Annotated in this window: 11 protein-coding genes; 6 read left to right on the top strand and 5 right to left on the bottom strand. The window is 75.4% G+C overall.

The genetic code is table 11. From position 1 onward, the window contains the following. The first annotated feature begins 33 nt into the window (after positions 1 to 33). Positions 34 to 1,503 carry an MFS transporter gene (locus OG294_RS11045; RefSeq protein WP_327066300.1) on the top strand — a complete coding sequence of 490 codons (1,470 nt, stop codon included), beginning with the start codon at positions 34 to 36 and terminating at the stop codon, positions 1,501 to 1,503. Here the strand turns inward: OG294_RS11045 and OG294_RS11040 are convergent. After that, on the bottom strand, positions 1,445 to 2,074 hold the full coding sequence (locus tag OG294_RS11040; RefSeq protein WP_327066299.1) for a TetR/AcrR family transcriptional regulator: 630 nt from the start codon (positions 2,072 to 2,074) through the stop codon (positions 1,445 to 1,447). The two genes, OG294_RS11045 and OG294_RS11040, sit on opposite strands and share 59 nt — an antisense overlap. Before the next feature lie 317 nt (positions 2,075 to 2,391). Here OG294_RS11040 and OG294_RS11035 point away from each other — a divergent pair, with 317 nt between their 5' ends. Next, the gene (locus tag OG294_RS11035) at positions 2,392 to 4,044 is read left to right on the top strand and encodes a hypothetical protein (protein ID WP_327066298.1); all 1,653 of its coding nucleotides are present in this window, start codon (positions 2,392 to 2,394) and stop codon (positions 4,042 to 4,044) included. Positions 4,045 to 4,173: 129 nt separating this feature from the next. On the opposite strand, the gene OG294_RS11030 is transcribed toward OG294_RS11035, so the two are convergent. Beyond that, positions 4,174 to 4,866: a response regulator transcription factor gene (locus OG294_RS11030; protein WP_327066297.1), complete on the bottom strand. Its 693-nt coding sequence runs from the start codon at positions 4,864 to 4,866 to the stop codon at positions 4,174 to 4,176. Beyond that, positions 4,863 to 6,152 (bottom strand): sensor histidine kinase, encoded by a 1,290-nt coding sequence (locus tag OG294_RS11025; protein ID WP_442789136.1) that lies wholly within the window; start codon positions 6,150 to 6,152, stop codon positions 4,863 to 4,865. Before OG294_RS11025 ends, OG294_RS11030 begins: the two co-directional genes overlap by 4 nt. A 214-nt stretch (positions 6,153 to 6,366) precedes the next feature. On the opposite strand from OG294_RS11025, the gene OG294_RS11020 reads away from it, so the two are divergent. Together OG294_RS11020 and OG294_RS11015 are read left to right on the top strand one after the other, a co-directional pair. Further along, complete coding sequence (locus OG294_RS11020; protein ID WP_327066296.1) at positions 6,367 to 7,095, top strand: ABC transporter ATP-binding protein; 729 nt, start codon at positions 6,367 to 6,369, stop codon at positions 7,093 to 7,095. Further along, positions 7,092 to 9,560, top strand: a complete 2,469-nt coding sequence (locus OG294_RS11015) for an ABC transporter permease (RefSeq protein ID WP_327066295.1) — start codon at positions 7,092 to 7,094, stop codon at positions 9,558 to 9,560. The genes OG294_RS11020 and OG294_RS11015 overlap by 4 nt, the downstream gene beginning before the upstream one ends. Positions 9,561 to 9,601: 41 nt before the next feature. Here OG294_RS11015 and OG294_RS11010 read toward each other — a convergent pair whose 3' ends face one another. Both OG294_RS11010 and OG294_RS11005 read right to left on the bottom strand, forming a co-directional pair. After that, positions 9,602 to 10,531, bottom strand: a complete 930-nt coding sequence (locus OG294_RS11010) for a hypothetical protein (protein WP_327066294.1) — start codon at positions 10,529 to 10,531, stop codon at positions 9,602 to 9,604. Between the two features lie 78 nt (positions 10,532 to 10,609). After that, a complete protein-coding gene (locus OG294_RS11005) occupies positions 10,610 to 10,981 on the bottom strand; it encodes a DUF4190 domain-containing protein (protein ID WP_327066293.1) in 372 nt (123 codons plus the stop codon). A 136-nt stretch (positions 10,982 to 11,117) separates the two neighbouring features. On the opposite strand from OG294_RS11005, the gene OG294_RS11000 reads away from it, so the two are divergent. Both OG294_RS11000 and OG294_RS10995 read left to right on the top strand, forming a co-directional pair. Then, entirely contained in the window at positions 11,118 to 12,380 is a 1,263-nt protein-coding gene (locus tag OG294_RS11000) for a sensor histidine kinase (protein ID WP_327066292.1), read from the top strand. Then, positions 12,377 to 13,057, top strand: a complete 681-nt coding sequence (locus OG294_RS10995; RefSeq protein WP_327066291.1) for a response regulator transcription factor — start codon at positions 12,377 to 12,379, stop codon at positions 13,055 to 13,057. Before OG294_RS11000 ends, OG294_RS10995 begins: the two co-directional genes overlap by 4 nt. The last annotated feature ends 122 nt before the right edge of the window (positions 13,058 to 13,179 follow it).

Genomic DNA, 13,179 nt, shown 5'->3' with positions numbered 1-13,179 from the left:
GCCGACATACGTACTAGTAGGTATGTTCGGCGCATGGTCACCACACGTACGGACGTCACCAGGTCACGACGGGTCGTCGACTCCGCCGCGCGCAGGCGGGGACTCGGCCTGGCCGGCCTCTGCCTGGGCACGGCGCTGATCGTGATGGAGGCCAACGTGGTGAACGTGGCCGTCCCGGCGATCCGGGCGCAGCTGCGTGCCGGAGCCGCGGCGGGCCTGTGGGTGGTGGACGCCTACACGCTCGTCCTCGCCGCCCTGCTGCTCTCCGCGGGGCGGCTGGGGGACCGGATCGGTCCGCGCCGCGGCTACCTGATCGGCCTGGGCGTCTTCGGCGCGGCCTCGGTGCTCTGCGCGCTCGCGCCCGGCGCCGCCCTGCTCGTGCCCGCCCGCGCCCTGCAGGGCGCCGGTGCCGCGCTGCTCGCGCCCGCGCCGCTCACCCTGATCGCCCACGCCTGTCCGGGGCCCGCCGAGCGGGCCAGGGCGGTGGCGGTCTGGGTGGGCGTCGGTGGTGTCGGCATGGTGGTCGGGCCGCTGCTCGGCGGCCTGCTGGTGGACACGCTGGGCTGGCGCAGCATCTTCGTCCTCAACGTCCCGGTGGTGGCGGTGACGTGGTGGCTGGTGCGGCGGTACGTCGAGGAGCTGCCGAGGCGGCCGGTGGCGTTCGACCCGGCCGGCCAGCTGCTCGCGGTGCTCGGGCTGACCGCGGTGGTCTGGAGCCTGGTCACCTCCGCGCGGGCCGGCTGGGGCTCGCCGACCGTGCTGCCGGTGCTGGCCGGCGGCCTGCTCGCACTGCTCGGCCTGGTCGTCGCGCAGCTGCGCCGCGGGCGCCGCGGCCACGACGTCCTGCTGCCGCCGGCCGTCCTGACCGCCCGGCCCGTGCAGGCCGGACTGCTGGGCGGCGCGGTCTACAACTTCACCCTGTACGGCATGCTGCTGGTCCACACCTTCGCTTTCCAGCAGCTGCGGCACTACTCCGCGCTGCGCACCGGGCTGGCCTTCCTGCCGCTGACCCTGGCGGTCACCGCCGGCGCGGGCCTGCTCGGCGGACGGTTCACCGAGCGGCGCGGTCCACGCACCGCCCTCGCCACCGGGATGGGCCTGTCCGCCGCCGGGCTGCTGGTGCTGGCCCTCGGGGTGCGGCACACGCCCTACCCGGTGACCGCCGCCGGCTTCGTCCTCTTCGCGCTGGGCCTGGGCCTGTCGGCGCCCGCCCAGACGCTGGCGGTCCTGGCCCACGCCCCCGAGGAGCACCGGAACATGGCCTCCAGCACGCTGAACGCCGCCCGGCAGACCGGCGGCGTGCTCGGCGTCGCGCTGCTGGGCGCCTTCGTCGCGCCGGACGTGGCGGCGAGGACGCCGGTCGCGATGGCGCTCGCCGCGGGCTGCTGCGTGGGCGCGGCGGTGACGGCGCTGCGCCGGATACCCGCCCGGGGCAGTGGCCCGCTCAGCGGGGTCGGGGCGGCTGCCGCAGCGCGGCCAGGGTCTCCTGGTAGCCGCGGATGAGGGCGGACAGGCCGGCCTCGAAGGCGAGTTCGCGGTAGTTCGGCGGGGCCTGCAGCATCGGTTCGAGGCCCGGCGGGAGCTGTTCGGTGGGCAGCGGGAGCTCGCAGGCGGTGTCGACCAGGGCGAGCGCGGAGCCGCTGAGGAAGTACTCGAAGGACTGCACGAGCGGCACCAGGTGCTCCTCGGGCCAGCCGGCCTCGCGCAGCACCTCGAACGCCTCGGCGTAGCTGTGCAGTGCGGGCAGCGAGCGGACCGGGCGGCCGGTGAGCAGCGGGATGGTGTGCGGGTGCGCGGCGATCGCGGCGCGGTAGGTGCGGGCCCAGCTGTCGAGGGCGGCCGTCCACGGACGGATGCCCATGTCGAGCTCCATCTCGGCGAGGATCAGCTCGCGGATCCCGTCGACGATCTCGTCGCGTCCGGAGACGTGGTTGTAGAGCGAGGGGCCTTTGACGCCCAGCCGGGCCGCGAGCCGCGGGGTGGAGAGGGCGCCGGGTCCCTCCTCGTCGACCAGTGCGAGGGCGGCGCGCAGGATGCCCTCCCGGGTCAGCAGCGAGCGCGGGGGTCTGCCCATCGTCGGGTCCCTTCGCCGGCGGCCCGTCGGGCCGTCAGAAGTGGTGGTGGCCGCGAGTTGTAGGGCCAAGTGCCGATTAGTGTACGGTCGCACTGGCAAAACTACTGGCTCTAGTTTTAGGGGGGGGCGCCAGGGGCTTGCGCGGCGGTGGTCCCGACGGCGGCGGGACGGTCCGGCGCGGGGCAGGCCACCGGTCCGCTCCGGTAGTCGAGCCGCACTGACACGGGACGGCACGGCTTCCCGGCGCCGTCAGTGACGGGCTGTCAGGGCCCCGCTCCCGTTCTCCCCGACCGTTCTCGCCGAAGGTGACCCTCCGCTTGTCCATGCGCACCCTCGCGCTGTCCGCGCTCGCCGCGTCCGTCGTGCTCTCGCTCAGCGCCTGCGACCCGACGACGCCCGCAGCCCCGTCAGCCGACCCCACCGCCGCGGCCGCCCTGGCCGCGACCGTCCCGGCCGGCGGCACCCTGCCGGTGACCCCGGCCCCCGGCGGCACCGCGCCGGTGACCCTGGTGGTGCCGGCCGGCGCCCAGTCACCGGCCGCGCCCACCGCCGCCGCTACGCCCAAGGCTCCCGCCGGAGCCTCCCCCGCCGCCCGGACCAGTGCGCCCGGCACCCCGGCGGCGACCGCGGCCGGCTCCGCTCCGTCGGGTCGGCCCGCCACGGTCGGCCAGGCCAACCTCACGCTGGACTCCTACGACAAGCAGACCGGCAAGGTCGTGCTGGCCGCCGCCGACAACGCGGCCCAGGGCAGTACCGGGCAGGGCAGCACCGGCCCGAGCGCCTCGGCCACCGCCTCGGCGCCGGCCAGTGCCTCGGCCAGTGCTGCCTCGGCCCCGGCGTCCGCCCCGGCCTCGGCGCCTGCCTCGGGGGCCGCCTCGGCCGTGCCGTCGGCCACCGCCTCGGCCTCGGCCGTCGCCGCCGTCCGCCCCGGCCAGCTGATCGACAGCCCGCCCTCGGCCGCCGCGCCGCAGGGCGCGCTGCTCGCGATCACCGACGTCAAGCCGGTGGCCGGCGGGAAGGTCGAGGCGAGCACCCGCCCGGCGGCCATCTCCGAACTCCTCGGCCAGGCCCAGGCCGACATCCGCACCGCGCTCGACCCGCACAACATCCAGGTCACCCCGCAGGTCAAGGACCTCAAGGTGTCCTACACCGCCACCTCCGGCGGCGGCAGCGGCGGCGCCTCGGCCGCGCTGAAGCTGGACGCGAACGACAACGTCCCGCTGCCCGGCGGCGCCAAGGCCACGCTCACCGGCTCGATCGAACTCGACCCGAGCGTGGACTTCAGCTACCAGGGCGGCGTCCTCAGCCTGCAGCAGGCCAAGGTCGGCTTCGACCTCGGCGCGCACGCCGACTGGCACGTCACCGCGGGCCTGACCGCGGCCACCGGGCCGGTGAAGATCCCGATCGCCACGCTCGCCGCCACCCCGACCGTGATGGTCGGCGCGCTGCCCGTGGTGATCACCCTCAACCTCACCGTCTACGCCGAGATCAGCGCGGACGGCACCGTGACCGTCGACGCCCAGCAGAGCGTGGACGGCACCTGGGGCGTCCACGCCGACTACACCAGGGCGGGCGGCTGGACGGGCGTCACCGACCCGGGCAGCACCACCGTCTCCCCGGTGCGGGCCACCTACACCGGCAACGCCGCGGTGCGCACCGGCCTGGTCGCCGACGGCTCGGTCGCCCTCTACGACGCCCTGGGCGTGAAGGCCACCATCGAGCCGTACCTGCGCGCCACGGTGAACGGCCGGGTCACCCTGGACGGCAGCGGGACGACGCCGACCGTGGACGGCAAGGCGGGCCTGTACGGCGGGCTGAACGTCACCGGGGACGTGCTGGCGCGGATCGCCATCCTCGGCACCCCGCTGCTGGAGAAGGACCTGCCGTTCCAGCTCTACCAGCACGAGTGGCCGATCGTGACCCGGCAGGCGGGCACCGGGACGGGCGGGGCAGCGGCGCCCAAGGGCTGACGGAGCGTCGGTGCGGCGGCCGGCCGGGGCGCTCCCAGGCCCTGGGCCGTGTCTCACAATTCGCGTCGGATCAGCGCGCGGCGTTGGGCGCCCGGCGTCGCGCGCCTGGCGGGAATTGTGAGACACGGCCTAACCCGCCGCCGCGCCGCCGCCCACGCTGACCAGGCCCGTCTCGTAGGCGACCACCACCGCCTGGGCCCGGTCGCGCAGGTTGAGCTTGGCCAGGATGCGGGCCACGTGCGTCTTCACGGTGGCCTCGGAGAGCGTGAGGTGGGCGGCGAGTTCGGCGTTGCTCAGGCCGCGGGCCAGCAGGCCCATCACCTCCAGCTCGCGCGGGGTCAGCGCGGCCAGATCGCGGTGGACCGCCGCGGCCGCCGGGTCCTTGCGGGCGAAGCGCTCGACCAGGCGGCGGGTGATGGCGGGGGCGAGCAGCGCGTCGCCGCCGCGCACCATCCGCACGGCGCCGGCCAGGTGCTCGGGGCTGACGTCCTTGAGCAGGAAGCCGCTGGCGCCCGCCGAGAGCGCCGCGTAGACGTACTGGTCCAGGTCGAAGGTGGTCAGGATGATCACTCGGGGACCGTCCGGGCCGCCCGGTGCGCCGGCGCCGACGATCCGCCGCGTCGCCTCCAGGCCGTCCATCTCCGGCATCCGGATGTCCAGCAGGACCACGTCGGGCCGGGTGCGGCGGACCGCCTCGACGGCCTCGACGCCGGTGGCCGCCTCGGCCACCACCTCGATGCCCTCGGACTCCAGGATCATCCGGAACCCGGTGCGCACCAGCGCCTGGTCGTCCGCGACGACCACGCGCAGCGGCTCGGTCACAACGCCTCCAGGGGTATCAGTGCGCGCACGCGGTAGCCGCCGGAGACCCGGGGACCGCTGGTGAGGGTACCGCCGTAGACGGCGAGGCGTTCGCGCAGGCCGAGCAGTCCGCGTCCGTTGCCGCCGGCCGCGGACGGGCCCGGGCGTCCGCCGGTGTCGCAGACCTCCACCCGCAGCCGGTCCGCGCCGTACTCGACGACGACCTCGGCGGCGGCGCCGCTCGCGTGCTTGACCGTGTTGGTCAGCGCCTCCTGCACCACGCGGTAGGCGGCCAGTTCGACGCCCGGCGGCACCGCGCGGCGCGGCCCCAGCACGGTCAGCTCGACCGGCATCCCGGCCTGCCGCACCCCGGTGACCAGGGCCTCCAGCCGGCCCAGGCCCGGCTGCGGGGCCAGCTCGGCGTGCGCGGCCGGATCGGCGGCGCCGTCGCTGTCCATCGTCAGCAGCCCCATCACCTGGCGCAGTTCGGCCATCGCCGCCCGTCCCCCGGTCTCCACCGCGAGCAGCGCCTCGCGGGCCCGCTCGGGGGAGGTGTCCATGATCTTGCGGGCGGCGCCGGTCTGGATCACCATCACGCTCACGTTGTGCGTCACCACGTCGTGCAACTCGCGGGCGATCCGGGCGCGTTCGTGCTCCACCGCGCGCTGCAGCGCCGCCACCTGCTCGGCCTCCAGGGCGGACAGCCGCCGGTGCCCCTCGTCGACCCGGCGCCGCCACATCCGGATCTCGTAGGCCACCGCGAAGACCGGCACCAGCACCAGCAGCGCGATCACCGCGTGGGGGAACTGCGGCAGTTGGGCGCCGTCGAACAGGTACACCAGCACCCCGGCGGCGACCGGCAGGCTGGCCAGCGTGGCCGTGCGGTGCGGGCCGTGGGCCGCGGCGCTGTAGGCGGCGACGATGCAGAGGACCCCCGCGCAGTAGGCGATGTCGCCCGAGTCGTGCCGGATCGGCGGCGTCAGCACCAGCACCGCCCAGAGCACCGCCAGCGGGTAGCGGCGGCGCAGCGCCAGCGGCACGGCGGCGAGCGGCACCAGCAGGGCCGAGCCGCTCCAGGCGGAGAGGCCGCTGCTCATCGGGTTCATCAGGTAGTGGACACCGGCCAGGGCGAGGGCCAGCGCGAGCACGGCGTCGAAGACCCGGGCGCGCCGGGTGGGCGCGGGCGGTGGTGCGGCGCCCGGGCCCGGCAGGATCCGCCGGACGGGCCCCAGGGTCCGCTCGGCCAGCTCGCGCAGTTCGCGCAGTCGTGCGGCCGCCGGTGGGCTCGTCAGATGATCATCCGTCACCTGAGCATTGTGGGGGAGAGCGCCGTCCCGGTACATCCGCCCGGGTGTGGTTTCCCGCTGCACCGCTCGACTACATCGCAAGGATGACACCGCGCCGCATGCGCCTGGCGCGGTAGCGCAGATGCCCCGGCCGGGCGACGTGCCGCAGCCGTCCCCGCTCCTACCTTCGTGGTGGCCGCCAGGCCGGCGGACGGACGTGTCGAGGGAGACGACGATGACCACCACACCGGTGATCGAACTGAGCGGTGTCAGTCGCTGTTACGACCAGGGGCGCGCGGCGCTGGACGAGGTGTCGCTGACCGTGCGGGCCGGGGAGTCGGTGGCGATCCTCGGACCCTCCGGCAGCGGCAAGTCCACGCTGCTCAACCTGATCGCCGGTCTCGACCGGCCCAGTTCGGGCACCGTCACGGTGGACGGCGTGCGGGTGGACCAGCTGGGCGAGGCCGCCTCGGCGCGCTACCGGCGGGCCAGGATCGGCATGGTCTTCCAGTTCTTCAACCTGCTGGACGATCTGACGGTCGCCGACAACGTGGTGCTGCCGGCCGAGTTGGCCGGCCTGGCGCGGGGCGAGGCGCGGCGGCGGGCGGCCGAACTGCTCGACGCGCTCGGCATCGCCCGGCACGCCGCGGCCCGGCCGGCCCGGCTGTCCGGCGGCGAGCGCCAACGGGTCGCCGTGGCGAGGGCGTTGATGAACCGGCCGGCGCTGCTGCTGGCCGACGAGCCGACCGGCGCGCTGGACTCCGCCGCCGGCGAGGAGGTCAAGGCGCTGCTCAACGAGTTGCACGCGGACGGCCAGACGATCGTCACGGTCACCCATGACCTGACCCTGGCGCAGGCCTGCGCGACCCGCACCGTCACGCTCGCCGACGGCCGGGTCGCGGGCGACGTGACCACGGCCGACGGTCGGGGCGCCGGCGACGCCACCGGGGCGGTGGCCCGATGAGCGGCCTCGGCAGGGTGGTGCGCTCCGGGGTGCGGCGGCGCCGGGTCCAGAGCGCGGTGACGGGGCTGGCGACCATGATGGCGGTGACCGTCTCGGTGCTCGGCGGATCGCTGCTGGTCGCCTCCGACGGCCCGTTCGACCGGGCCTTCGCGGGCCAGCACGGCGCGCACCTGGTCGCGCAGTTCGACGCGGGGCGCGCGGGCTCCGGCGGCGGGGGACTCGCCGCCTCCGCGCACGCCGCGGGTGTCACCGCCGCCGCCGGGCCGTTCGCGACCGCGACCCTCGATCCGCACGGCGGCCCGGAGCTCCAGCTGCCCGCGGGCATGAGCCTGTCGCCGATGGCGGTGGTCGGCCGGCCCGACCCCGGCGGCCCCGTGGACGACGTGACGCTGCTGCGCGGCAGCTGGGCCTCGGCCCCCGGCCAGATCGTGCTCGCCGACGACTACGCGAGCCCGATCCGCGACCTGGGCACCACCCTGGACTTCCCCGCGCTGCCCGGCGATCCGCGGCTGACGGTGGTCGGCGTCGCCCGCTCGGTGAGCCAGAGCGCCGACGCCTGGGTGGCTCCGGCCCAGCTCCCCGCGCTCACCACCCCCGCCGCGCCCGGCGGCTACCAGATGCTCTACCGCTTCGCCGCGGCCGGCAGCACCGCTCAGATCGCCGCCGACCGCGCCGCGGTGACCGCGGCGACGCCCGCCGGTGCGCTGACCGGGGTGCAGTCCTGGCTCAACACGGCGCAGGGCAGCAGCCGCAACACCGCGCTCTTCGTGCCGTTCCTGATCGCCTTCGGTCTGCTCGGCGTGCTGATGTCGGTGCTCATCGTGGGCATCGTGGTGTCCGGCGCGGTCGGCAGCGGCACCCGGCGGATCGGCATCCTCAAGGCGCTGGGCTTCACCCCTGCCGAAGTGGTGCGCGCCTACATGGCCCAGGCGCTGGTCCCGGCCGCGATCGGCACCGCGGTCGGCGTGGTCGCGGGCAACCTGGCGGCCGTGCCGGTGCTCTCCGCCACCGCCGACGCCTACGGCGGCACCAGCGCGGGCGTCGCCCCCTGGGTCGACCTCGCGGTGATCGCCGGTGCGCTCGGCCTGGTCACCCTCACCGCCTGGGCCGCCGCCCTGCGGGCCGGCCGGCTGCGCACCGTGGACGCGCTCGCCGTCGGGCGCACCGCGCGGGCAGGCCGTCGCACGGAGGGCCGGGCCGCCGCCCGGGCCGCCCGCGTGGCGGCCCGGCTCCCGCTGCCGCGGCCGGTCGGCCTCGGCCTGGCCCAGCCCTTCGCCCGGCCCGCCCGCACCGCCGGGATGGTCGCGGCGATCGTCTTCGGCACCGCCGCCGCCACCTTCGCGGTGGGCACCGGCGCCTCGCTGAGCTGGGTGCAGGCGGCGAAGAACCACGACAACGCCGACGTCACCGTCGACGCTTACCGGCCGCCGCCGCCGGGGGGTGCGGGGGCTGCGGGGTCCACTGGAACTGCTGGGGCTGGAGGGGCTGCTGGGGTCTCCACGCCGGGCGCCGCCGGGGCGCACCCCGCGGCGGACCCCGCCGCGGTGGCCGCCGCCGTCCGAGCCGCCGTCAACGCCCAGCCCGGCACGCTGAAGTACTACGGCACCGCCGAGACCGACGTGACGGTGGCCGGGGTGGCCGGCACCACCAGCGTCTTCACCTTCAGCGGCGACGCCTCCTGGGCCGGGTACCGGATGGTCGCCGGACGCTGGTTCACCGCTCCCGGCGAGGCCGTGGTGCCGTCCACCTTCCTGACCGCCACCGCCGGCCGGCTCGGCGACACCGTCACGCTGGAGGACCACGGCAGGGCGATCCCGGTACGGATCGTCGGCGAGGTCTTCGACCCGCACACCCAGACCAACGAGGTCCTCACCGACGCCGCCACCCTGGCCCCCGCCGAGCCCCGGCCCCAGCCGATGAGCTACTCGATCAAGCTGAAGCCCGGTACCGGCGCGGTCGGTTACGCCACCGCCCTGAACACCGCGCTGACCCCGCTGGGCCTGACCGCCGACAGCGCGCAGGGCCGCAGCGAGAGCGGCACCATCGTCGCGATGGACGCGCTGACCGGCCTGCTCACGCTGATGCTGGTCGCCGTCGCGGGTCTGGGCGTGCTCAACACCGTCGTCCTGCAGACCCGCGAACGGGTCCGCGAGATCGGCGTGGCCAAGGCACTGGGCATGACCCCCGGTCAGACCGTCGCCATGGTCCTCGCCTCGGTCACCCTGGTCGGCCTGGTCGGCGGCGCCGTCGGTCTGCCGCTGGGCCTGGCCCTGCACGCGGTGACGATGCCCGCGATGGGGCGCAGCGCCGGTCTCGACTTCCCGCCCGCGCTGATCGACGTCTACTCGGACGGGCAGCTCGCGCTGCTCGGCCTGGGCGGCCTGCTGATCGCGGTCCTCGGCGCGCTCCTCCCGGCGGGCTGGGCGGCCCGGACCCGGACGGTGACGGCGCTGCGCACGGAGTGACAGCGGATCGGGGGCGGGGCGGGGAACGGTTGCTTCCCCGCTCAGTCGCGCGGGCGGCGCTCCACGCCGCGGGTGCTCGCCACCGCCGCACAGCCGAGCAGGCCGAGGCCCAGCGCCGCGGGCAGGCCCCACACCAGGCCGGCCTGCTCCAGCGAGGCCGAGTCCGCCAGCACCGGCCGCAGCGGGGAGTCGCCGCCAGGCCTGTAGTAGACGCCGACCGGGGCGCCGTCGGGCGCCGGGCAGGAGCCGGTGGTGCGCAGCGCCTCGGTGTAGTTGTCGGGCAGCTCCACGTAGCACTGCTTGTACGAGGTGTTGTGGCTGCCGGTGTCGGTCTCCTCGTAGGCGATGTGCGCGACCCCGTGGGAGCCGAGCACCATCACCGCCACGGCCCCGGTGGAGGCGGTCGCGTAGCAGAGCGCGAGCGCGCCCAGCACGTAGGTCACCTTCACCGCGCGCGGCGCGCTGCGCCGGCCGTAGACCAGCCGGCGCACCGCCAGGAACCAGCCGACGACCAGTGCGAGGCCGCCGATCACCATCCCGATGCCCAGGTCCAGGATGCCCAGCACCGCCTGCAGGACGACCAGCAGCAGCACCACCGCCCAGCCCACCGCGGCCCGCACCGGGGTGCGCGGCCGGTACTGCTGCTCCTCGGCCTTGGCCTTGGCCTCGGTCCGGGCGTCCAGGTGGTCGAGTCCGTGCCGGGTCAGCTCCCTGCGCAGGATCGTCGCGGGCTTGTCGCTCGCCAGCCGCCACACCTCGCCGACCCGGGCCACGTCCGCGACGGTGGGCCGCTCGCCCGGGCACGCGTCGGTGAAGCAGCGCAGCACGCTGCGCACCTGCGAGACGCCGTACGTGCTGCGGCTCAGCCCGTAGAGGCGCTTCAGGTCGAACCCGACCTGGGCCAGCTGCCCGCGCTGAGCCTTCGTCAGCTCCGGCAGCCCAGGCGAGAGCCATTCGTCCGCAATACCCACAAAAGCCCCCCGTTTGTACTCGGAGCGGACCCTACCGCACAGCGGTCCGGCCCCGGCCAAGCCCCCCCGGGCTGCCGGTCAGTGACCGGAGAGCTGCTGGTGCACGCACTGGGTGTACTGCCGGAAGCTGTCGGGCTGGTAGCACTTCTGCGTCCTGTCGGCGTACCAGACCGCGAAGAACGCGAGCAGCACGGACACCAGGATCGCGAGGAACGAGGTCACCAGACCGGTGACGGCCAGGCCCCGGCCGACGCCGCTGCGCCGGGCCCTGGCCAGGGCGACGGTGCCCAGGACCAGGCCGACGAGCCCGAACACGCCGCCGACGAAGACGATCGAGCTGATCATGCTGACGATGCCCACCACCAGGGCGGCCACGGCCGGACCGTTCCGTTCGCTCGCACGGACCGGGCTCGGTACCACCGTCGGCATGTCGATCTCCTGCGTGTACATCGGCTGTCCTCTCGTCACCTGACCTGGAGACGATCTTGGCGTCCTGGGGCGCTGGTGCGCATCGCGGGAAGGCGGGAGCCGGTCCTCCCCCGATCGGGGGAGGGCGCCGGTGTGCCGCCCCGTCATACTGGCGATCATGATCAGGGGAATCCGGCCGCTGCTGCGCGGCTCCACCTACACGGGCGTGCTGTTCGCCGCTGCCGGCGCGCTGGCTGCTGTGCCGCTGCTGCCCTTGGCGATGGCGCCGGCGCTGGCCTGGCGGTCGGGTCCGTACGGGGTCCGGGCCGTGCTGACCCTGGTGGTCTGGGCGCTGCTGATCGCCGTGATCGGGCTGTTCCGCGGCCCCCGGCGGCTGCTGGTCGCCGGTGCCCGTCGGCTGTTGCGGGTGCCGCTGCCGGAGGTGGTGACCGTCCGCCGTCCGCCGGTGGCCGGTTCGGTGCCGTCGGCCGCCGACCGCTGGCGGACCCCCCTGTGGCTGGTGCTGCACGTCGCGCTGGGGTGGGCGGGGGGCCTGGCGAGCATGGTGCTGCTCGGGCTGGGCGTGAGCCTGCCGGGGAACTGGCTCTCGGGTGAGGCTCGGCTGAGCTGGAGCGGTGGGTCGTTCCGGCTGACAGGCGCCTGGAGCTGGGTGGTGGGGATCGTCTTCCTGCTGCTCGTACCCGTGGTCTGCGCGGTGGTTGCGGGCGCGCTGCGCCGGCTGGCAGCACCGCTGCTCGGGCCGTCCTCGGCCGAGCGGCTCGCACTGGCCGCCGAGCGGGAACAGCAGCTGGCCGAACGCAACCGGCTGGCCCACGAGTTGCACGACTCGATCGGGCACACGCTGACGGCGGCCACGATCCAGGCCGCCGTGGCGGGCGAGGTGCTGGCCGCCGACCCGGCGGCAGCGCGGGCCGCCCTGCGCAGCATCGAGGAGTCGACCCGGGCCGCCCTGGAGGACCTGGACTACGTGCTGGGCGTGCTGCGCGAGGAGGAGCCGGGCACCGCGCCGACCCGGACCCTGGCCGACCTGCCCGAACTGCTCGACCGGCTGCGGCACGCGGGCGCGGTGGTCGAGCCGCAGCTGTCGGGCGAGTTGACGCAGGTGCAGGGCACCCTCTCGCGGGCGGCGTACCGGATCGTCCAGGAGGGGCTGACCAACGCGCTGCGGCACGGGACGGGCGGCCCGATCGAGGTCCGGGTGGCGGCGTCGCGGGACGGGCTGGAGATCGGCGTGGTCAACCGGGTGGGGTCCGCTGGTGCCGGCTCGCGGGCGTTCCCGACCTCCGGGCACGGTCTGCCCGGGCTGGCCGAGCGGGTGCGGCTGCTGCACGGGGAGTTCGCGGCCGGCCCGGAGGCCGGTCCGGACGGGGCGGCGCACTGGCGGCTGGCGGTCCGGCTGCCCGTGCGGTTGTCGGCATGACCGGCGCTGCCCTTCCTCCTGTCACCCTCCTGATCGCGGACGACGACGAGGTGACCCGCAGCGGTCTGCGCATGCTGCTCGCCGCTCAGCCGGGGATCGCGGTGGTCGGCGAGGCCGCCGACGGCGTCGAGGCGGTCGAGCAGGCGCGGCGGCTGCGGCCGGACGTGGTGCTGATGGACGTGCGGATGCCGCGGCTCAACGGCCTGGAAGCCACCCGGCAGCTGCTGACCTCCGACGACCTGCCCGACCCGCCGAAGATCGTGGTGATCACCACCTTCGAGAACGACGGCTACGTCACCGCTGCGCTCAGCGCCGGTGCCAGCGGCTTCGTGCTCAAGCGGCGCCCGGTCCGGGAGATCGCGGAGGCGGTCCGGGTGGTCGCCGCGGGCGAGGCGATCCTCTTCCCCGCCGCCCTGCGCCGCATGGTCGCCGCCCGCCCCCTCGGCTCCGCCTCCGCCCTGCCGAACGCGGCACTGACCGGCCGTGAGGAGGAGGTGCTGCGCCTGATGGCCACCGGCCGGTCCAATCCGGAGATCGCCGACTCGCTCACGGTGAGCCTGGAGACGGTCAAGACGCACGTCGGCAACGTCCTGACCAAGCTCGGCGCCCAGAACCGCACCCACGCCGTGGTGATCGCCTACGAGTCCGGCCTGGTGGTCCCGGGCTTCGCCGGCTGAGGGCGGGCTCTCTCGGCGTGGGGCAGGGGGAGAGCAGATCCGCCAAGTCCTGAGACCGGCTGGCCAGTTCGGGGGAGCACGTGCCGATCAGGACGGACCGGGCACCGCGGGCCCGCGGAGAA

Source organism: Kitasatospora sp. NBC_01302, assembly GCF_035976515.1.
Classification (GTDB): domain Bacteria; phylum Actinomycetota; class Actinomycetes; order Streptomycetales; family Streptomycetaceae; genus Kitasatospora.
The sequence above is the reverse complement of the archived record's forward strand: the minus strand, read 5'-3'. Positions and strand labels throughout refer to the sequence as shown.

Coding starts and splice junctions, on each gene's coding strand:
- OG294_RS11045 (WP_327066300.1), top strand. CDS start 34: ATGGTCACCACACGTACGGACGTCACCAGGTCACGACGGGTCGTCGAC.
- OG294_RS11040 (WP_327066299.1), bottom strand. CDS start 2,074: ATGGGCAGACCCCCGCGCTCGCTGCTGACCCGGGAGGGCATCCTGCGC.
- OG294_RS11020 (WP_327066296.1), top strand. CDS start 6,367: ATGACCACCACACCGGTGATCGAACTGAGCGGTGTCAGTCGCTGTTAC.
- OG294_RS11015 (WP_327066295.1), top strand. CDS start 7,092: ATGAGCGGCCTCGGCAGGGTGGTGCGCTCCGGGGTGCGGCGGCGCCGG.
- OG294_RS11005 (WP_327066293.1), bottom strand. CDS start 10,981: ATGTACACGCAGGAGATCGACATGCCGACGGTGGTACCGAGCCCGGTC.
- OG294_RS11000 (WP_327066292.1), top strand. CDS start 11,118: ATGATCAGGGGAATCCGGCCGCTGCTGCGCGGCTCCACCTACACGGGC.
- OG294_RS10995 (WP_327066291.1), top strand. CDS start 12,377: ATGACCGGCGCTGCCCTTCCTCCTGTCACCCTCCTGATCGCGGACGAC.